The organism is Pantoea sp. App145, assembly GCF_047947045.1.
Classification (GTDB): domain Bacteria; phylum Pseudomonadota; class Gammaproteobacteria; order Enterobacterales; family Enterobacteriaceae; genus Pantoea.
In genome coordinates, this window is sequence record NZ_CP133290.1 from 1,519,524 (window position 1) to 1,537,759 (window position 18,236).

Genomic DNA, 18,236 nt, shown 5'->3' on the forward strand with positions numbered 1-18,236 from the left:
AAAAGGAGCCATCAGGCTCCTTTTCGTCAGAAGTGCGCAGTTAGCTGCGTTTCTTCTCCGCGTGCTGCGCGGGCTCTTTGGCCAGTAGCGATACCAGCGCCGGTCCCACCAGCATCACCACACCCAAGCAACCCAGCAACAGGTTGTTATGGATGATGCGCGAAACCAGGAACAGCGTCAGCATGGCTGCGCCGAAGTAGTAAGTGGTAGTCACCTCTTCCAGAGAATCGCCAAGCATACGCAAACGGGCACTACGCTGCGTGACCAGCATGGTGATAAACACCACAACATAAGCCGCCACCAGGGTACTGCTCACTTCAACCAGCGCCTTATGTTTCCAGCCCCAAACCAGCGCAGCAATGACCAGCAGATGCATGGCAATATGAACACAGGTTTGTCCGGTAACAATCTGAACACGATTAGACCATTTCATTCTCTTCTCCTGGCAGACCCAACAGGTCGCCCAAGTGTATCTGGCGCTAGCCAGACGGATTTCCTCAATGTAAAGCAAATTTCGGATAACGCCCTAATTTTCTGCTCTTTTCGCCACCCATTTGTGACAAAGACTACACTTTATTCTGTTGATGAGGAAAAGGAGCGCGTCCGAGTATGCCACAAAATGCGCACAGATTTTCATTTAAAGTCCTGACGATCAATACCCATAAAGGGTTCACCAGCTTTAACCGCCGCTTTATCCTGCCGGAATTACGCGACGCGGTACGTGCCACCTCGGCGGATATTGTCTTCCTGCAGGAGGTGATGGGCACCCATGCCATCCATTCATTACATATTGAAAACTGGCCGGAAACCTCACATTACGAGTTTATTGCCGACAGCATGTGGCACGATTATGCCTATGGTCGCAACGCCGTCTATCCCGAAGGACATCACGGGAACGCGATATTGTCACGTTTTCCGATTATTGCGTACGAAAATCGCGATATTTCCGTTGCCGGTGGTGAAAATCGCGGCATGTTGCACTGCAAAATCAGCCTGCCAGGGCAACCGCTGCCACTGCACGTCATCTGCGTCCACCTTGGCCTGCGTGAACCGCATCGCCGGGCGCAGATGCGTATGATGAGTGAGATGATCGCCTCGCTGCCGCCCGATACCCCGCTGGTGGTGGCCGGTGATTTTAACGACTGGCAGGTTCGCGCCAATAAGTTTCTCAAACGCCACGCCGGACTGGACGAGGTATTCAGCATTAAACATGGCCGTCCGGCGCGGACTTTCCCGGCGCGTTTCCCGCTGCTGCGGCTGGATCGTATTTATGTGCGCAATGCTTCCATCAGCCAGCCGTGGGCGTTACCAGTACGACCCTGGTCGCATCTTTCCGATCATGCACCGCTGGCCGTGGAGATCTCCCTGTGAATTTCAACTGGCGTGATGGCAATCAGCTACGCCTGCTGGAGAACGGCGAAGCCTTCTTTCCCCGCGTGATGGCAGCGATTCAGCGTGCTGAACGCACCTTGCTGCTGGAGACGTTTATCCTGTTTGAGGATCAGGTGGGTGAAGCGCTCCATCGCGCACTGCTGGCGGCAGCCCAGCGTGGGGTCAGGGTCGAGGTGATGGTGGACGGCTATGGTTCGCACGAACTTTCCGCCAGCTACATCAATAGTCTGACCGCTGCTGGTGTGCGTTTTATCTTTTATGATCCCCGCCCGCTGGTACTGGGGATGCGTACCAACGTGTTTCGCCGTCTGCACCGCAAAACCGTGGTGATTGATGAAACCATCGCCTTCGTCGGGGGGATCAATTTCTCCGCCGAGCACAATAGTGACTATGGACCGGAAGCCAAACAGGATTACGCCGTCGAAGTGAAAGGACCGGTGGTGCTGGATATTGCCCGCTATGTACAACAGGCTATCGGCAGCAAGCAGGTGACCCGGCGCTGGTGGGGAACGCGCTCGCATCGTCCGGCGCTGAATGCCCTGCCCGGCGATGCGCAGGTGTTGTTTGTCTTTCGCGACAACGATGACCACCGCGATGATATCGAACAGCATTACCTCGATATGCTGCGCAAAGCGAAACAAGACGTGATCATCGCCAACGCCTACTTCTTCCCGGGTTATCGCCTGCTGCGCGAGATGCGTCACGCGGCACAACGTGGCGTGCGCGTGCGGCTGGTGGTGCAGGGAGAGCCGGATATGCCGATTGTGAAAGTCGGCGCCGAGCTGCTTTACAACTATCTGGTCGATGCTGGCGTGGAGGTGTACGAATATTGCCGCCGCCCGCTGCATGCCAAGATTGCAGTGCAGGACAGCCAATGGTCAACGGTGGGGTCCAGCAATCTCGACCCGCTCAGCCTGTCGCTGAATCTGGAAGCCAATCTAATGATCCACGATCGCCGTTTCAATCAGACGTTGCGCGACAACCTGGAACAGTTGCTGCAACAGGATTGCGAGCGGGTACGCGATGATAAGCTGCCGCCGCGTACCTGGTGGCAACTGACCAAAAGCGTGATGGCATTTCACTTTTTGCGCCACTTTCCGGCGATTGCTGGCTGGTTGCCCGCCCATACGCCGCGTCTGGCGCAGGTTGCTCCCCCGGTACAACCGGAGCTGGAAACCCAGGATCGGGTAGAAACCGATAACGAAGGAGCCAAGCCCTGATGAGTAAAAAACATTCTCGCTGGCAGCGGGTGAAGAAAATTCTCACCTGGTTATTTTTCATCGCGGTGATCGTGCTGCTGGTAGTGTACGCGCGCAAAGTAAACTGGGACGACGTTATTGATGTGATCGTCAATTACAACCGCACGGTGATCCTCACTGCCGTCGGGCTGGTGGTGGTCAGTTACCTGACCTACGGCGTTTATGATTTGATTGGTCGCGCTTACTGCGGGCACAAGTTGGCCAAACGCCAGGTGATGCTGGTGTCGTTTATCTGTTATGCCTTCAATCTGACCCTCAGTACCTGGGTCGGTGGCGTGGCGATGCGCTATCGCCTTTACTCGCGGCTGGGTTTACCGGGCGGCACCATCACGCGGATTTTCTCGCTGAGTATCGCCACCAACTGGCTGGGTTATATCCTGCTGGCGGGTGTGGTATTTGTCGCAGGGATGGTTCCGATTCCCCAGGGCTGGTTTATTGGCGGCCAGACACTGCGCATCATTGGTGGTTGTCTGCTAACTGGTGTCGCGCTGTATCTGTGGGCCTGTGCCTTTGCCAAACGACGTCGCTGGACGGTAAAAGGTCAGCACCTGCAACTGCCTTCACTGCGTATGGCGCTGTTTCAGTTCGCGGTATCCTGCGCCAACTGGATGGTGATGGGGGCAATTATCTGGCTGCTGCTGGCGCAACGGGTTGACTATCCGGTGGTGCTGGGTGTGCTGCTGATTAGCAGTATCGCGGGGGTGATTATCCATATTCCGGCCGGGATTGGCGTCCTGGAGGCGGTCTTCCTCGCGCTACTCAGCGGACAACATGTGTCGCACGGCACCATTATCGCGGCGCTGCTGGCTTATCGCGTGTTGTATTTTATTTTACCGCTACTGCTGGCACTGGTGTTGTATCTGTGGCTGGAGAGTCGCGCCCGGCATTTACGCCAGCAGAATGAACGTCGGATGGCGGAATCGACACCCTCGGAGAACGGCACCTGAACCCAGGTGCCGTTTTTGCCTAGCGGCGGTTACCGAAAATCCGCAGCAGCATCAGGAACAGGTTGATGAAGTCGAGATATAACGTCAGCGCGCCCATAATTGAGAAACGACGCAGGTTCTCTTTATCATCCACGTTGACCGTCTCACCAATCGCTTTCAACTTCTGGGTATCGTAGGCAGTCAGGCCAACAAACACCACCACGCCGATATAGGTGATGGCCCACATCAACGCCGGGCTTTTCAGCCAGAAGTTAACCAGCGACGCCAGCAAAATACCAATCAGCGCCATAAACAGCAGGCTGCCAAAACGGCTGAGGTCACGTTTGGTGGTGTAGCCATAAAAACTCATGGCACCAAACATCCCGGCAGTCACAAAGAAGGTGCTGGCGATAGACGAATAAGTATAAACAAGGAAAATGCTGGCGATCGTCAGGCCGGTAAGCGCCGAATACAGCATAAACAACGCGGTTGCCACCGCGCCGCTCAGACGATGCACCATCCCGGACAGCATAAACACCACTGCCAGCTGCACAATGATCAGACCAAAGAAGGTGATGCGGTTAGCAAACACCAGCTCCATCACTGCGGGTGTGCGGGCGGCGAACCAGGAAACAAACGCCGTCAGCAGCAAACCACAGGTCATCCAGCCATACACCTGCGCCATATAGGTTTGCAGCCCGGCCGAGGCCTGCTGCACGATTGAATCGTTACGTGGATATCGGTCCATGATGCACCTCTTAATGTAGCGGCGCGATTTATCGCGCGGGTTTAGTCGTTAAACAAACTCTGTAAGTGTGGAGCTTACGCCCCGCCGCGTCAACGGCGCGTCAAACACTGTTGATAACGGCTATCTACGCGCTGGGCAAACCAGGCGGTGGTGAGATTACGGGTAATTTTCGGGCTTTCCAGTTTAATGCCTGGCAGCATTTCACGCGGCAGACGTTTGCCCGCCATTTTGTCCGCCAGGGTGAAGAGCTGTTTCCACAGCACGCTGTCGCTGAAGTCGGGTTGTTCCCCCTTCTCCAGATCGCGGCGAATTTCCCGGTTGCTCATATCCAGCTGCTTACTCAGCGTGCGCACCGCCAGCTCGGTTGATCCGGCCGCATCGCTCCCGTATTGAATCAAATCACCGTCCAGCGCCAGTTTGATGCCGCTGGCGCGAGCCACTGCCGCCTGGAAAGCCGCGTTGCGGCTGGCGTACCATCCGGCATTGAAATCGGCAAAGCGGTACAGTGGCGCGGAGTAATCCGCCGGATAGCCTAGCAGATGCATGATGCCAAAATACATGCCACCGTGCCGGGTAAAGACTTCGCGACGAATGGTGCCATCCACCGGCCACGGATAACCTTTGGCGTGCGCCTCGGCAAAGGCGATGCTGACCTGCATCGGCCCTCCGGTGTGAATCGGGTTGAGGTTGCCAAACAATTTCTGGCCCATCGGCACCATATCGATAAAGTCATCAAAAATAGCGCTGAGCTCTTTCTCGCTGCGGACTTTGTCGAGACGTGCGGCATAACTTTCACCACTGGGGGATTTAATCAATAACGCGGTACGCACCACAAAGGCCGGAATATGTAGCTTCGCCGCGCGGCGATCGATTTCGCCCCAGGCGATTTTCGGCAGCCCCGGAACGTTGGCATCCGCGCTGAAGTTGGATTCCTGATCGGCGATGGCGATCACCGCACACAGGTTACTGACGCTGGGATCCAGTTGCTGCGTGCGAAAGGCCGTGTAGATATCGTCAGCCCAGTCGGCTTTCTGCGTGACATGGCTGGGCAGCAGCTGGCGGATTTGCGCCTTGACGTCCGTTGGCTGGCGTACCGGTGCCTGCGGTGGCTTTTTGGTGCTACAACCCGCCAGCGCCAGCAAGGCCAGTAACGCGGCGCGTTTGAGGATCACAGTGGTTTTCATCTCGTTCCCTGACGCAAACAAAAACCTTACCTTAACGTTTTCAGTGGCCTGCCGCCATCAGAGCCGGATGGTTTTGCGCGTTACTTCCAGCGCTCCGCTGCCTGATGGTCGCTATCACGCGCATCCACCCAGCGCTCACCTTCGGTAGTGGCTTCCCGCTTCCAGAATGGCGCGCGGGTTTTCAGGTAATCCATGATGAATTCTGCCGCCGCAAAGGCGGTGCTGCGATGCGCACTGCTGACACCGACAAATACGATTTCGTCGCCAGGGAAGAGCGCGCCGACGCGATGAATCACCGATACCTGTTGCAGCGCCCAGCGCTGACGGGCCTCATCGACGATTTCCTTCAGCGCTTTTTCCGTCATGCCCGGATAATGCTCCAGCGTCAGTGCTGCCACGCTGTCGCCGAGATTGTGATTGCGGACTTTGCCGGTGAAGGTCACCACGGCGCCATCGCTGTCATGCGCCGACAACCAGGCATACTCCTGTGCCACGCTAAATGCCTCGTGACCGACACGAATGCGGGTTTCCATCATTAACCTCCGGTCACCGGCGGGAAAAAGGCCACTTCATCACCGGCGCGCAGCGGGTGGCTCATCGGCACCAGGGTTTGATTGACCGCCGCCAGCAATTTGCCTGATTCCAGCGCCAGCGCCCAGCGATCATTTTTCGCCGCCAGCGCATGGCGCAAAGCCGCCACATCAGCATATTCAGGCGTCAGTTCCAGCGCGCTGGTGCCGGTCAGCTCACGGACCTGAGCAAAAAACAGCACCTTAATCATGCTGCACCGCCTGAAAATCACCGGATTTGCCGCCGCTTTTGCTCAGCAGGCGCAGCTGGTCGATGACGATATCTTTTTGTACCGCTTTGCACATGTCATAGATGGTCAGGGCCGCGACCGACGCAGCGGTCAGCGCTTCCATTTCGACACCGGTTTTACCGGTGAGACGGCAGCGCGAAGTGACGCGCACCCGGCTGTGTTCCGGCTCAGCCACCAGCGTCACCTCGACTTTGCTTAGCATCAGCGGATGGCACAGCGGGATCAGTTCCCAGGTGCGCTTGGCGGCCTGAATACCTGCGATGCGCGCAGTCGCGAACACATCGCCTTTATGGTGGCTGCCATCGATGATCATTTGCAGCGTTTCCGGCTTCATCAGCACCAGCGCTTCCGCCTGGGCTTCACGCACCGTTTCGGATTTGCCGGAGACATCCACCATATGGGCTTCGCCAGCGGCATTGATATGAGTTAACGAGGACATGCTTACAACTTCTTCAAATGAGAGACAAAATTACAGGGACGGGTACGCGCATCCAGTTGATCGACAATGATGCGTTCCCAGGCACTGCGGCAGGCATTGCTGGAACCGGGTACGGCAAAAATCAGCGTTTGATTTGCCATACCCGCCACCGCGCGTGACTGCAAAGTGGCGCTGCCGATCTCTTCGTATGAGATCATGCGGAACAGCTCGCCAAATCCTTCAATTTCGCGATCAAACAGCGGCAGCAGCGCTTCTGGCGTACTGTTTTTGCTGTTAAAACCGGTGCCACCGTTGACGATCACCAACTGGACATCGTCGCTGGCAATCCAGCGCGACACCGTGGCGCGAATACGATAACGGTTATCCGGTACGATCGCGTGATCAACCACCTGATGCCCAGCTTCGGTTAGTGCTTCACGCAAATAATCACCTGAGGTGTCGGAACCCGCATCACGGCTGTCAGAAACGGTCAGCACCGCAGCGTTGATGGCAACAAAGTCGCCGGAAGATTTACCCATGGCCATAACTCCTTTGTTAGCCACCAATGAAGGAAAGATTTTGCGTAATACCGGTGTTGCCCTGATGCAGAAAATGCGTCTGCTTTTTCTGCCCAAGGCTGTAGGCGATACGTGCCTGTAGCTCGTCCTGCTGATCGTCGGATGCCAGCAGATCACGCAGCGGGACCCCGCCGTCGCCAAACAGGCACAGATGCAGGTTACCGATCGCCGACACACGCAGGCGATTGCAGCTGGCACAAAAATCTTTGGCATACGGCATGATCAGACCGATCTCGCCCTGATAATCGGGATGGCGAAACACCTGCGCCGGGCCATCGCTCCGACCGCGCGGCTGGCGCTGCCAGCCCTGCATAATCAGCTGGTCGCGGATCACCTCGCCCGAGATATGATGACGGCGGAACAGATCGCCGCCCTCCCCGGTTTCCATCAGCTCGATAAAACGTAGCTGGATCGGTCGGGTACGAATCCACTGTAGAAAGGTGTCAAGGCTGTGGCTGTTGACATCGCGCATCAGCACACTGTTGACTTTCACCTGCGCAAAGCCGGCCTCAAAGGCGGCATCAATGCCCGCCATGACCTGATGAAACTTGTCTTGCCCGGTGATGGCGTGAAACTGGCGGGCATCAAGGCTATCGACGCTGACATTGAGGGCCGTCAGCCCGGCAGCACGCCATTCGCGAACATCACGCGCCAGACGATAGCCGTTAGTGGTAACGGCTATCTGACGAATGGCGTCATTTTCGCGCACTGCGGCAATGATGTCGGTGAAATCACGACGTAAGGAGGGTTCGCCACCCGTCAGGCGCACTTTTTCAGTGCCCGCGGCCGCAAAGGCACGCGTCACGCGACGGATTTCATCAAGCGAGAGAAAACTTTTATTGCGCGTCCCCTGAGGTTTGTAGCCCTCGGGCAGGCAATAGGTACAACGGAAGTTACACACGTCCGTGACCGACAAGCGCAGATAATAAAAGCTGCGCGCGTAGCTATCTGTAAGTTGTGACACCTGAACACCTTTCCAAATACGGGAGATGCAGTCATTTCTTTCTGCACCCTGGCAGCTCTGGGCTGCGGCCTGGGCACCGTATCCGAAGACTTAGGTACACAGGCTAGAGTGTATGTTGCGACTCAAAGCAACACGGTTGCATGAATGTTAGCGCGATTTGTTGTTCGCTTCCATTAAGGATTTTCGCTATATATATTGATACATAACGTTTTTTCACCGCATTTTCGCGACAGGATACGTTAAAATAGCCGACAGATTTTGATACATATCAGTTTAACTGCTGCTCAACGGTTGAGCGTCAGTCATAAGGAGCAACATGAATCGTACCCTGGCAGATTTGGATCGTGTGGTGGCGCTGGGCGGCGGCCACGGTCTGGGTCGTGTAATGTCGGCGCTGGCACCGCTTGGCTCGCGTCTGACCGGTATTGTTACCACCACCGACAACGGCGGTTCGACCGGACGCATCCGCCGTTCAGAAGGCGGTATTGCCTGGGGCGATATGCGTAACTGCATCAACCAGTTGATCACCGAACCGAGCGTCGCTTCAGCGATGTTTGAATATCGCTTTACCGGCAATGGCGAACTGGCCGGTCACAACCTCGGCAACCTGATCCTGAAAGCGCTTGACCATCTCAGCGTGCGTCCGCTGGAAGCCATCAATATCATCCGCAACCTGCTGAAAGTGGATGCATTTTTGATTCCAATGTCCGAGCAACCCGTCGATCTGGTAGCCCAGGATAACGAAGGCAATATGGTGTACGGCGAAACCGCAGTTGATGAGATGAAGCAGGCCCCGCAGGAGTTGATGCTGCATCCCAACGTCATCCCCACTCGTGAAGCGCTGGATGCGATTGGCGAAGCGGATTTGATCCTGATTGGTCCCGGCAGTTTCTACACCAGCCTGATGCCGATTCTGCTGATGGAAGAGATGGCGCGCGCATTGCGTCGCACCCCGGCAACCATGGTGTTTATCGGCAACCTGGGCCGGGAACTCAGCCCGGCCGCCGCCAGCCTGACCGTGGCGGACAAACTGGTGATCATGGAAAAAGCGATTGGTAAACGGGTGATTGATGCAGTGATCGTCAGCCCGGCGGCGGATATTCGCGGCGTAGAGGAGCGTTTAATCGTGCGCGAACCGCTGGAGGCCGCCGACATTAAATACCGACATGACCGCCAGCTGCTGCGCGTGGCGCTGGAGCATGCCATCCAGGCATTTTGACCTGAAAATTGCGCAACAAAAGGGTGCTCCGGTTATCAGGAGGCAGCGATAAACAGCTCGCGTAGTTCATGCAACTGGTCGCGTACCCGCGCTGCCTCTTCAAACTCCAGATTCTGCGCGTGCTGCTGCATCTGCCCTTCCAGCTCATGAATTTTCTTCTGCATCGCCTGCGGGGTGAGCGCCAGATAGCTGGCCTCGGCTTCAGCGGCGGTGCGCGATGCCGTTTTGCCCTTGCCACGGGTTTTGACCACGTTTTTACCCAGTTCGAGAATATCGGTGATCTTTTTGTTCAGCCCCTGCGGCACGATGCCATTTTCTTCATTGTAGCGCTGCTGTTTCTCGCGACGGCGCTCTGTCTCACTAATGGCGCGAGCCATCGACGGCGTGATCTTATCAGCGTACAGAATTGCTTTACCATTGATGTTACGCGCAGCACGGCCAATGGTCTGAATCAGTGAACGTTCGGAGCGCAGGAAGCCTTCTTTATCGGCATCAAGAATCGCCACCAGCGACACTTCCGGCATATCCAGCCCTTCACGCAGCAGGTTAATCCCCACCAGTACGTCAAACTCACCCAGGCGCAGGTCGCGAATGATCTCCATACGCTCCACCGTGTCGATATCCGAGTGCAGATAACGCACCTTTTCGCCGTGCTCTTCCAGATACTCGGTCAAATCTTCCGCCATGCGCTTGGTCAGGGTGGTGACCAGCACACGTTCATTGATCTCTACGCGCTTACGGATTTCCGACAGCAGGTCATCCACCTGGGTTGTCACCGGACGCACTTCGAGGATCGGATCGAGCAGGCCGGTCGGACGCACCACCTGATCAATCACTTCATTACCGGATTTCTCCAGCTCGTAGTTACCCGGCGTGGCCGAAACATAGATGGTTTGCGGGGCCAGCGCTTCAAATTCTTCAAAGCGTAGCGGGCGGTTATCCAGCGCTGACGGCAGGCGAAAGCCATATTCCACCAGCGTCTCTTTACGCGCGCGGTCACCGCGATACATGCCCCCAATCTGCGGAATGGTGACGTGGGATTCATCAACCACCAGCAAGCCATCGGCCGGGAGGTAGTCAAACAGCGTCGGCGGTGGCTCGCCCGGCCCACGTCCGGAGAGATAGCGCGAATAGTTTTCGATACCGGAGCAGTAACCCAGCTCGTTCATCATCTCGAGGTCAAACTGGGTACGCTGGGTAATGCGCTGTTCTTCCAGTAATTTATTGTTTTCCAGCAGCACCTGACGGCGTACCACCAGCTCCTTTTTGATCTCTTCCATGGATTGCAGGATGCGTTCGCGCGGTGTGACATAGTGGGTTTTGGGATAGACGGTAAAACGCGGCACCACCGAAACCACCTGGCCGGTGAGCGGGTCAAACAGTGACAGCCGCTCCACTTCTTCATCAAACAGCTCCACGCGCAGCGCGATATCGTCAGATTCGGCTGGGAAGACATCAATCACCTCGCCGCGCACGCGGAAGGTGCCACGCTGGAACACCTGGTCGTTGCGGCTATATTGCAACTCCGCCAGGCGGCGCAGAATACTGCGTTGATCAATGATCATGCCGCGCGTCAGATGCAGCATCATTTTCAGGTAAAGATCGGGATCGCCCAGGCCGTAGATCGCCGAAACCGACGCCACCACAATCACGTCACGCCGTTCCAGCAGCGCCTTGGTGGCCGACAGACGCATCTGCTCAATATGCTCATTCACCGACGCATCTTTTTCTATAAAGGTGTCGGAGCTGGGCACATAAGCTTCTGGCTGATAGTAGTCGTAGTAGGAGACGAAAAACTCCACCGCGTTATCCGGGAAGAACTCCTTCATCTCGCCGTAAAGCTGAGCCGCCAGCGTCTTGTTAGGAGCCAGTACCATGGTAGGCCGGTTAAGATCGGCAATCACATTGGCCACGGTAAAGGTTTTTCCCGAACCGGTCACCCCCAGCAGCGTCTGATGCGCCAGGCCATCCTCCAGCCCCTCTTCCAGACGACGAATCGCCTCAGGCTGGTCCCCTGATGGTTTAAAAGCGGAGTTGAGTTTAAAGGCTTTACTCATGGTTTTGCGGTTCCTGCTGGAGAAGTCGGCGGGCAGGCTGCTAATTCTACTCTGCCAGCGCGAATTTGCCAGTAAAAAATACTGGATATATTTACATGTATGCTGCACGATTACGGGGAGGCGTGGCGACTCGCCGCAGTGCAATTTTAACAAGGACAGGTAACACCTTGTGGTACAAGGTTATCCCCAGAAAGGAGATGCTTTTAACATTTGTCAATAGAGCGTCATAAAATTGCAGTCTGATGACGAGCAAGATAATTCTCAGGCTTGATTTTAACTAACATATTGATTTGTTAGAGAATCACTAAAAAGCCCAGTTTCTCAGCATAATGTATGCAGGCCGCGTATTTCCTCGCTTGCGCTCTGTTTTCAGTCTCTAATACACAAGGTTATCCACAGGAATAGTGGATAACTGATGGCAGCCCCGCCCCCATCGCCTGTGCATAATTTTCTCCGGCTTGTCCTGACGTGCGAAAAAATTTTTTTTTGCGTTTATTTTTCTCACAACCTGCGCGGCATTAACTATTCTTTTTCCGTGCTGAGGGGGGCTGCTGGATGAAATTTCCAGTAAATAAGGCCACTTATTCCTGCCGGTTCTGCCTTATGCCAGATCGGCTGCACCAGAATCGTTAAGCATTCAGCACCGCTAAAGTGCAGCCTTTTTATCACTCCGTGGAATTGTTAAGCGTTACTCAACTTTTAAGCCTGATTTTTGCCCGCCATTGATGCATTTTTCATCGCATCAGCAACCTGGCCTGAGAATTGCAGGTTTATCGATAGAGCATTTGTAACAACTCACTGATGGTGAGAGTGGCAATGATGAATCGTGTTTGACTGTTTGCCAGACGACACAGAGCGGAAGCATTCAGGCTAATTATCTGGAAGGAGAATGTCAGATGCTGAGTTTACGTTCGGTGAATCAGTTTTACGGTCAAAACCATATTCTGTGGGATGTGGATCTGGATCTGCCGCCCGGCACCTGCACTGGCGTGCTGGGGAGTCCGGGGATGGGGAAAACCACGCTGGTCAACTGCATTATGGGGCGGCTGCCAATCAACAGCGGCTCGATGACATGGCAGGAAGATGGCTCCCCCCCCGAAGACTTATTGCTGCAACCGGCGGAGCAACGTGCACGCATGGGCATTGGCTATGTGCCACAGGGACGTCATATTTTCTCGCAGATGAGCGTGGAAGATAACCTGCTGATTGCGTTGATGGCGGCGCAGGATGAGCGCAGCCGCGCTATCCCGGAAATGGTGTTTGATTTGTTCCCGGCGCTCTACTCACTGCGTCACCAGCGCAGTGGCGAGCTGCCGATGGATCAACAACAGCAGCTGGCTTTGGCACGTGCGCTGGTGCTGCAACCGAAGCTGTTAATCCTCGACGAACCCACTGAAGGGATGTCACCCTGGCTCGAAGAGGAGATGGGTAACTTAATCCGCCGTCTGAACCGTGATTATGGCCTGACCATCCTGCTGCTGGAGCAACACGTCTCCTTTATTCGCCGCGTCGCTGACTACTTTCTGTTGCTGCATCGGGGTCGTAATGTGGCACAGGGCAAAGTGGCACAGCTGGATGATGTCACCATCAACAAATGGCTGACGGTGACCTGATAATGTCGGCTATTTTGGCACAATCCGTAGCGGCGCAATTTATTGCGCAATGCCAGCCGCGCGATAAATCGCGCCGCTACGGCAGTGTCAGGAAGCGTCCGCACTCTGCCTGCTGAGCGTCATCCGTCAGGTACGGAATTTCGCCCAGGCAGGGTGCATCAATACGCTGACGCAGGGTTGTCAGATACTCCTGGTGACGTTTGCCCGGTGGCTGAATATCATTAGCGATCCAGCCGGCCAGCGATAAACCACTGGCGCGCACGGCTGCGGCTGTCAGCATCGCATGGTTGATGCAGCCCAGTTTGATTCCGACCACCAGAATGACCGGCAGTTGTTCAGCGATCACCCAGTCGGCATAAGTCTGGGTGGCGGACAACGGGGTAAACCAACCGCCTGCCCCCTCCACCAGCACCCATTCAGCCTGCTGTTCCAGCTGGCGCAATCCCGCTGACAGCTGAGCGAATTCGATGGGTCGCCCCTCTTCCGCACTGACGATATGCGGCGACGTTGGCTCGATAAAGGCCAGCGGATTGACCTGCTCATAACGCAGCGCCAGCGAACTGTAACGCTGCAAAGCCAGCGCATCGCTGTTACGAATCCCCTCGGCGGTGACCTCGCAGCCGGAAGCCACTGGCTTGTAGCCTGCGGTGGTCAATCCGGCTGCACTGGCCGCCTGCAACAGCGCCCCACTGGCCACCGTTTTTCCTACTTCAGTATCGGTGCCCGTAATAAACCAGCGTTTCATGGTGTTAATACTCCAAACATCAGGTGATAGCTGAGGCGATAACCCGCCTCATCCTGCGGCCAGCCCTGCTCCAGCCGGGCCAGTTGCGTGCGCGTCAGCAATCCTCCCGGCCGCCCGTCATGCAAATGGGTTGCGCCGATGCCCTTCAGTGAACGCATCGCGCTGAGCGCGCTGGGAAAGTGCTGCGTGATGGTCTGCTGCTGGTGTTCAAGCGAGAGATCGTGAGTGGCAGCGGCAATCTGCGCTGCACTGAGGAAACGGTTGGCGTGCTGACGCCCATCCAGCTGCGCCCACGCCTGATGCACCTCGTGCAATGAACCGGACAACAGTGTGGAAAACAGCACCGTGCCGCCCGGTCGGGTGACGCGTAAAAACTGCTGCAAAGCGGTGCGCAAATCGCTGCTCCACTGCACCGCAAGATTGCTCCACACGCCATCAACACAGGCATCCGGCAGCGGTAACGCATCAATATCGCCCTGCACATAATGCTGCGCCGAGTGCTGCTGTGCAGCGCTATCCAGCATGGCTTGCGACAAATCAAGCGCGGTCACTTCGCGCCCACGGTCACGCCAGTACCGGCTGTACCAGCCGGTGCCGCATCCGGCATCCAGCAGGTGCGGACCAAACCCGGCCGGGGCCAATGCCAGCAACGCATCGCCGCTCTGGCGTTGCAGTTCAGCATGCTGTTCGTAATGCTGCGCTGCGCGACCAAACGCCTGCGCAACCGCCTGTTTATTGACCTGTAGCGTCATACAGCGCCTCCAGCAGACGATCGATATCATCCGGGTGATGCGCGGCGGTTAACGTGATACGCAGCCGTGCGGTGCCCGGTGGTACGGTTGGCGGACGAATGGCGCTAACCCAGCACCCCGCCGCCTTCAGTCGTTGTGATAACGCCAGGGCTGCGCTGTTCTCACCCACCACCAGCGGCTGGATAGCGCTGGCCGAAGGCATCAGCTGCCACGGTAAATCGGCTGCACCGGCGCGGAAGCGAGCGATGTTGGCGTGCAAACGCGCGCGTAGTTCATCACCCTGCCGAATTTGCTGCAATGCGGCCTGCAACGCGCAACATTGCGCCGGAGGCATCGCCGTGGAATAGATCAGATGGCGGGCAAACTGCTCAACATAATCGGCAGTGGCGTCATCGCATAGCAACGCCGCGCCGCTGACGCCGAAGCCTTTGCCAAAGGTAACGATCAACAGTTCCGGTCGCACCTGCTGCTGCCAGCAGCTGCCGCGCCCCTGTTCGCCGGTGACGCCGATACCATGCGCATCATCCACCAGCAACCAACCGTTGCCACGCCGCGTTTCCGCTGCAATCTCTGCCAGCGGCGCGCTGTCACCATCCATGCTGAACACCCCCTCCGTCACCACCAGCGTGTTGCCCTCAACCGGCGTTGCCAGCATTTTTGCCAGGCTTTGCGGCTGGTTATGGGCGAAACGACGCAACAGCGCCGGGCTGTGGCTGGCAGCATCCAGCAATGACGCGTGCGCCAGCTTGTCGGCAAGGATGCGATCCGGTTTTTCCGCCAGCAAATGGATCACCGCCTGATTCGCGGCAAAACCGGAGATAAACAGCAACGCACGCCGATAGCCCAGCCAGTCGGCCAGCTCCTCTTCCAGCTGCGCATGATGGCGGCTGTAACCGGTCACATGGCCTGATGCCCCTGCTCCCGCACCCGACTCCGCCGCCCCCTTCTGCCACGCGGCAATCACCGCCGGATGCTGGCTCAGGCCGAGATAATCGTTACTGGAAAAGTGACAATAGCGCTGTCCGGCGACCGTCAGTTCGCGCACGCTGTTGTGCTCAACGCGCACGCGCTGACGCCAGCCATCAGCGGCGCGTCGCTCTTCCAGCGCCTGTTCGATGCGTTGCAACCAGCTCATTACACCGCCGCGTTGTAGAACTGTGGGGTATCAGCGTGCAGCAGTTGCTCACTCAGCTGAGACTGCTGTTCGTTATCACCGGCAGTGGTGGCGGTATGCTCCGGATTCAGCCCCAGTTTACGGAACAGAATCAGGTCTTTGTCTTCTTCCGGGTTCGGCGTGGTGAGCAGCTTGCAGCCGTAGAAAATCGAGTTCGCCCCGGCCATAAAGCACATCGCCTGGGTCTGTTCGCTCATCTGCTCACGGCCTGCCGACAAGCGTACGTGAGAAGATGGCATCATGATGCGCGCCACGGCGATGGTGCGGATAAAATCGAATGGCTCTACGTCGTCGTTATCGGCCAACGGTGTACCTTTCACCTTCACCAGCATGTTGATCGGCACACTTTCCGGCGGCGTCGGCAGGTTCGCCAGCTGCACCAGCAAACCGGCGCGATCTTTCACCGTTTCTCCCAGACCGACGATACCGCCTGAGCAGACTTTGATACCGGCACCGCGCACTTTATCCAGCGTATCCAGACGTTCCTGGTAGCTACGGGTGGTGATGATGTTGCCGTAAAACTCCGGCGAGGTATCGAGGTTATGGTTGTAGAAATCCAGCCCGGCGTGCGCCAGACGCTGCGCCTGGCTGTTGTCGAGCGTGCCGAGGGTCATACAGGTTTCCATGCCCATCGCTTTCACGCCCTGCACCATCTGCTCCAGATACGGCATGTCGCGCTCGTGCGGGTTTTTCCACGCAGCGCCCATACAGAAGCGGCTGGAACCGGCCGCTTTGGCTTTGCGTGCCGATTCCAGCACCGCTTCCACTTCCATCAACCGCTCTGATTCCAGCCCGGTTTTGTAGCGCGCGCTCTGCGGGCAATATTTACAGTCTTCCGGGCAGGCACCGGTTTTGATCGACAGCAGTGTACTGACCTGTACCTGACGCGGGTCGAAATGTTGACGATGTACCTGTTGCGCCTCAAACATTAGCTCAAGGAAAGGTTTATCAAATAGTGCCTGGGCTTGTGCCAGTGTCCAGCGGTGTGCCATTGCTTCGCTCCAGAAAAGGGTTCATCCTGACGATTAACGTGGTTATACTTGTAAACTAAATCTTTTAATTTTGGTTTACAATACCCATGTTCACTCAGGATGACCTCGATTTTGACCGCCAGCATATCTGGCACCCCTATACCTCGATGCAGAATCCACTGCCCTGCTACCCGGTGGTAGCTGCACACGGATGCCAGTTACAGCTGGCCGATGGACGCGAACTGGTGGATGGTATGTCGTCCTGGTGGGCCGCGATTCACGGTTATAACCATCCCCGCCTCAATCAGGCGATGCAGGCGCAAATCAGCCAAATGTCACACGTGATGTTTGGCGGTATCACCCATCCGGCCGCAGTGGCGTTGTGTCGCCAGTTGGTGGCGATGACGCCCGAGTCGCTTGAATGCGTATTCCTCGCCGATTCAGGTTCGATCGCCGTCGAAGTGGCGATGAAAATGGCGTTGCAATACTGGCTGGGACGCGGCGAAACCCGACAAAAATTCCTCACCCTGAAACGCGGTTATCACGGCGATACCTTTGCCGCCATGTCGGTGTGCGATCCCCACAACTCGATGCACAGCCTGTGGCGCGGTTATCTGCCGGAGCATCTGTTCGCAGCCGCACCGCAGCTGGGGTTTGATGAGGCGTGGCAGGAGGAAGATTTCGCCGATTTTGCCCGTCTGGCGGAGCAGCATCATCAGCAGATTGCGGCGGTGATTCTGGAGCCGATTGTGCAGGGTGCAGGCGGCATGCGTTTTTATCATCCGCGTTATCTGCAACAAGTGCGTGAATTGTGCGATCGCTACGGTTTGCTGCTGATTGCTGATGAGATCGCCACTGGATTTGGCCGCAGCGGTAAATTGTTCGCCTGTGAACATGCCGGGATCACACCGGATATTTTGTGTCTGGGGAAAGCGCTGACCGGCGGCACCATGACGCTCTCCGCCACCCTGACCACCCGTGAAGTGGCGGACACCATCAGCCGTAGCGCGGCAGGCTGCTTTATGCATGGCCCGACCTTTATGGGTAATCCGCTGGCCTGCGCGGTGGCAGTGGAAAGTCTGACAATGATTAATGAAGGCCACTGGTCCACCCAGGTGCCCGCTATTGAGCAGCAGCTGCGTACGGCGCTGTTGCCACTGCGCAGCCATCCTGCCGTCGCAGATGCGCGCGTGCTGGGGGCGATTGGCGTGATTGAGACCCACCAGGCGGTGGATATGGCGGCGTTACAGCAGTTCTTTGTTGAGCGTGGGGTGTGGATCCGTCCGTTCGGACGCTTAATTTATCTGATGCCGCCGTATGTGATTTCCGCCACTGAGCTTTTGAAACTCACCGACGCGGTGCGTGATGCGCTGGATTTTTCGCATCATTTTCAGTGAGATAAAAACAGCGCGATAA

General features: G+C 56.5%; 19 protein-coding genes and 1 riboswitch. Of the genes, 6 read left to right on the forward strand and 13 right to left on the reverse strand.

What is annotated here, in order from left to right:
* Nucleotides 1–40 precede the first annotated feature (40 nt).
* Nucleotides 41–433 carry a YbhQ family protein gene (locus RCF31_RS06905; protein WP_416412919.1) on the reverse strand — a complete coding sequence of 131 codons (393 nt, stop codon included), beginning with the start codon at nt 431–433 and terminating at the stop codon, nt 41–43.
* A gap of 176 nt (nt 434–609) precedes the next feature.
* Here RCF31_RS06905 and RCF31_RS06910 point away from each other — a divergent pair, with 176 nt between their 5' ends.
* From RCF31_RS06910 to RCF31_RS06920, 3 genes are read left to right on the forward strand one after another with little or no spacing between them, the layout of a single operon-like run.
* The gene (locus tag RCF31_RS06910; protein WP_299446719.1) at nt 610–1,371 is read left to right on the forward strand and encodes an endonuclease/exonuclease/phosphatase family protein; all 762 of its coding nucleotides are present in this window, start codon (nt 610–612) and stop codon (nt 1,369–1,371) included.
* Nucleotides 1,368–2,612: a cardiolipin synthase ClsB gene (gene clsB / locus RCF31_RS06915; protein WP_416412920.1), complete on the forward strand. Its 1,245-nt coding sequence runs from the start codon at nt 1,368–1,370 to the stop codon at nt 2,610–2,612. The genes RCF31_RS06910 and clsB overlap by 4 nt, the downstream gene beginning before the upstream one ends.
* Nucleotides 2,612–3,598, forward strand: coding sequence for a lysylphosphatidylglycerol synthase domain-containing protein (locus tag RCF31_RS06920; RefSeq protein ID WP_299446725.1), 987 nt, complete (start codon nt 2,612–2,614; stop codon nt 3,596–3,598). The genes clsB and RCF31_RS06920 overlap by 1 nt, the downstream gene beginning before the upstream one ends.
* 19 nt (nt 3,599–3,617) lie before the next feature.
* Here RCF31_RS06920 and RCF31_RS06925 read toward each other — a convergent pair whose 3' ends face one another.
* From RCF31_RS06925 to moaA, 7 genes are all read right to left on the reverse strand, one after another.
* Nucleotides 3,618–4,325, reverse strand: coding sequence for a Bax inhibitor-1 family protein (locus RCF31_RS06925; RefSeq protein WP_416412921.1), 708 nt, complete (start codon nt 4,323–4,325; stop codon nt 3,618–3,620).
* 89 nt (nt 4,326–4,414) lie between these two features.
* Nucleotides 4,415–5,509, reverse strand: a complete 1,095-nt coding sequence (locus tag RCF31_RS06930) for a DUF1615 domain-containing protein (protein WP_416412922.1) — start codon at nt 5,507–5,509, stop codon at nt 4,415–4,417.
* Nucleotides 5,510–5,589: 80 nt separating this feature from the next.
* A complete protein-coding gene (gene moaE, locus RCF31_RS06935) occupies nt 5,590–6,042 on the reverse strand; it encodes a molybdopterin synthase catalytic subunit MoaE (protein WP_299446815.1) in 453 nt (150 codons plus the stop codon).
* A gap of 2 nt (nt 6,043–6,044) precedes the next feature.
* Entirely contained in the window at nt 6,045–6,290 is a 246-nt protein-coding gene (moaD, locus tag RCF31_RS06940) for a molybdopterin synthase sulfur carrier subunit (protein ID WP_208714386.1), read from the reverse strand.
* The gene (gene moaC, locus RCF31_RS06945; protein WP_313682502.1) at nt 6,283–6,768 is read right to left on the reverse strand and encodes a cyclic pyranopterin monophosphate synthase MoaC; all 486 of its coding nucleotides are present in this window, start codon (nt 6,766–6,768) and stop codon (nt 6,283–6,285) included. Before moaC ends, moaD begins: the two co-directional genes overlap by 8 nt.
* Nucleotides 6,769–6,770: 2 nt before the next feature.
* Entirely contained in the window at nt 6,771–7,286 is a 516-nt protein-coding gene (gene moaB / locus RCF31_RS06950; protein ID WP_299446739.1) for a molybdenum cofactor biosynthesis protein B, read from the reverse strand.
* Between the two features lie 16 nt (nt 7,287–7,302).
* The gene (gene moaA, locus RCF31_RS06955; RefSeq protein ID WP_299446742.1) at nt 7,303–8,289 is read right to left on the reverse strand and encodes a GTP 3',8-cyclase MoaA; all 987 of its coding nucleotides are present in this window, start codon (nt 8,287–8,289) and stop codon (nt 7,303–7,305) included.
* A riboswitch (molybdenum cofactor riboswitch) is annotated at nt 8,280–8,412 on the reverse strand. (Overlaps the previous gene by 10 nt.)
* A 193-nt stretch (nt 8,413–8,605) precedes the next feature.
* Here moaA and RCF31_RS06960 point away from each other — a divergent pair.
* Nucleotides 8,606–9,508: a gluconeogenesis factor YvcK family protein gene (locus RCF31_RS06960; RefSeq protein WP_299446745.1), complete on the forward strand. Its 903-nt coding sequence runs from the start codon at nt 8,606–8,608 to the stop codon at nt 9,506–9,508.
* Nucleotides 9,509–9,543: 35 nt separating this feature from the next.
* On the opposite strand, the gene uvrB is transcribed toward RCF31_RS06960, so the two are convergent.
* The gene (gene uvrB / locus RCF31_RS06965) at nt 9,544–11,565 is read right to left on the reverse strand and encodes an excinuclease ABC subunit UvrB (protein WP_416412923.1); all 2,022 of its coding nucleotides are present in this window, start codon (nt 11,563–11,565) and stop codon (nt 9,544–9,546) included.
* 896 nt (nt 11,566–12,461) lie between these two features.
* Here uvrB and RCF31_RS06970 point away from each other — a divergent pair.
* The gene (locus RCF31_RS06970) at nt 12,462–13,178 is read left to right on the forward strand and encodes an ABC transporter ATP-binding protein (RefSeq protein WP_299446751.1); all 717 of its coding nucleotides are present in this window, start codon (nt 12,462–12,464) and stop codon (nt 13,176–13,178) included.
* Nucleotides 13,179–13,254: 76 nt separating this feature from the next.
* Here RCF31_RS06970 and bioD read toward each other — a convergent pair whose 3' ends face one another.
* Genes bioD through bioB form a run of 4 tightly spaced genes read right to left on the reverse strand, consistent with a single transcriptional unit; the run spans nt 13,255 to nt 16,841 of the window.
* Entirely contained in the window at nt 13,255–13,923 is a 669-nt protein-coding gene (gene bioD, locus RCF31_RS06975) for a dethiobiotin synthase (protein ID WP_416412924.1), read from the reverse strand.
* Complete coding sequence (gene bioC, locus RCF31_RS06980) at nt 13,920–14,675, reverse strand: malonyl-ACP O-methyltransferase BioC (protein WP_416412925.1); 756 nt, start codon at nt 14,673–14,675, stop codon at nt 13,920–13,922. The genes bioD and bioC overlap by 4 nt, the downstream gene beginning before the upstream one ends.
* Nucleotides 14,656–15,810: an 8-amino-7-oxononanoate synthase gene (bioF, locus tag RCF31_RS06985; RefSeq protein ID WP_416412926.1), complete on the reverse strand. Its 1,155-nt coding sequence runs from the start codon at nt 15,808–15,810 to the stop codon at nt 14,656–14,658. The genes bioC and bioF overlap by 20 nt, the downstream gene beginning before the upstream one ends.
* On the reverse strand, nt 15,810–16,841 hold the full coding sequence (gene bioB / locus RCF31_RS06990) for a biotin synthase BioB (protein WP_416412927.1): 1,032 nt from the start codon (nt 16,839–16,841) through the stop codon (nt 15,810–15,812). The genes bioF and bioB overlap by 1 nt, the downstream gene beginning before the upstream one ends.
* An 86-nt stretch (nt 16,842–16,927) precedes the next feature.
* Between bioB and bioA the strand changes: the two genes are divergently transcribed.
* Nucleotides 16,928–18,217 carry an adenosylmethionine--8-amino-7-oxononanoate transaminase gene (gene bioA, locus RCF31_RS06995; protein WP_416412928.1) on the forward strand — a complete coding sequence of 430 codons (1,290 nt, stop codon included), beginning with the start codon at nt 16,928–16,930 and terminating at the stop codon, nt 18,215–18,217.
* Nucleotides 18,218–18,236 lie beyond the last annotated feature (19 nt).

Bases quoted from the DNA above. Each gene is read 5' to 3' on its own strand.
- RCF31_RS06905 (WP_416412919.1), bottom strand. From the start codon at position 433: ATGAAATGGTCTAATCGTGTTCAGATTGTTACCGGACAAACCTGTGTT.
- RCF31_RS06910 (WP_299446719.1), top strand. From the start codon at position 610: ATGCCACAAAATGCGCACAGATTTTCATTTAAAGTCCTGACGATCAAT.
- RCF31_RS06920 (WP_299446725.1), top strand. From the start codon at position 2,612: ATGAGTAAAAAACATTCTCGCTGGCAGCGGGTGAAGAAAATTCTCACC.
- RCF31_RS06925 (WP_416412921.1), bottom strand. From the start codon at position 4,325: ATGGACCGATATCCACGTAACGATTCAATCGTGCAGCAGGCCTCGGCC.
- RCF31_RS06930 (WP_416412922.1), bottom strand. From the start codon at position 5,509: ATGAAAACCACTGTGATCCTCAAACGCGCCGCGTTACTGGCCTTGCTG.
- moaE (WP_299446815.1), bottom strand. From the start codon at position 6,042: ATGGAAACCCGCATTCGTGTCGGTCACGAGGCATTTAGCGTGGCACAG.
- moaD (WP_208714386.1), bottom strand. From the start codon at position 6,290: ATGATTAAGGTGCTGTTTTTTGCTCAGGTCCGTGAGCTGACCGGCACC.
- moaC (WP_313682502.1), bottom strand. From the start codon at position 6,768: ATGTCCTCGTTAACTCATATCAATGCCGCTGGCGAAGCCCATATGGTG.
- moaB (WP_299446739.1), bottom strand. From the start codon at position 7,286: ATGGGTAAATCTTCCGGCGACTTTGTTGCCATCAACGCTGCGGTGCTG.
- RCF31_RS06960 (WP_299446745.1), top strand. From the start codon at position 8,606: ATGAATCGTACCCTGGCAGATTTGGATCGTGTGGTGGCGCTGGGCGGC.
- uvrB (WP_416412923.1), bottom strand. From the start codon at position 11,565: ATGAGTAAAGCCTTTAAACTCAACTCCGCTTTTAAACCATCAGGGGAC.
- RCF31_RS06970 (WP_299446751.1), top strand. From the start codon at position 12,462: ATGCTGAGTTTACGTTCGGTGAATCAGTTTTACGGTCAAAACCATATT.
- bioD (WP_416412924.1), bottom strand. From the start codon at position 13,923: ATGAAACGCTGGTTTATTACGGGCACCGATACTGAAGTAGGAAAAACG.
- bioC (WP_416412925.1), bottom strand. From the start codon at position 14,675: ATGACGCTACAGGTCAATAAACAGGCGGTTGCGCAGGCGTTTGGTCGC.
- bioF (WP_416412926.1), bottom strand. From the start codon at position 15,810: ATGAGCTGGTTGCAACGCATCGAACAGGCGCTGGAAGAGCGACGCGCC.
- bioB (WP_416412927.1), bottom strand. From the start codon at position 16,841: ATGGCACACCGCTGGACACTGGCACAAGCCCAGGCACTATTTGATAAA.
- bioA (WP_416412928.1), top strand. From the start codon at position 16,928: ATGTTCACTCAGGATGACCTCGATTTTGACCGCCAGCATATCTGGCAC.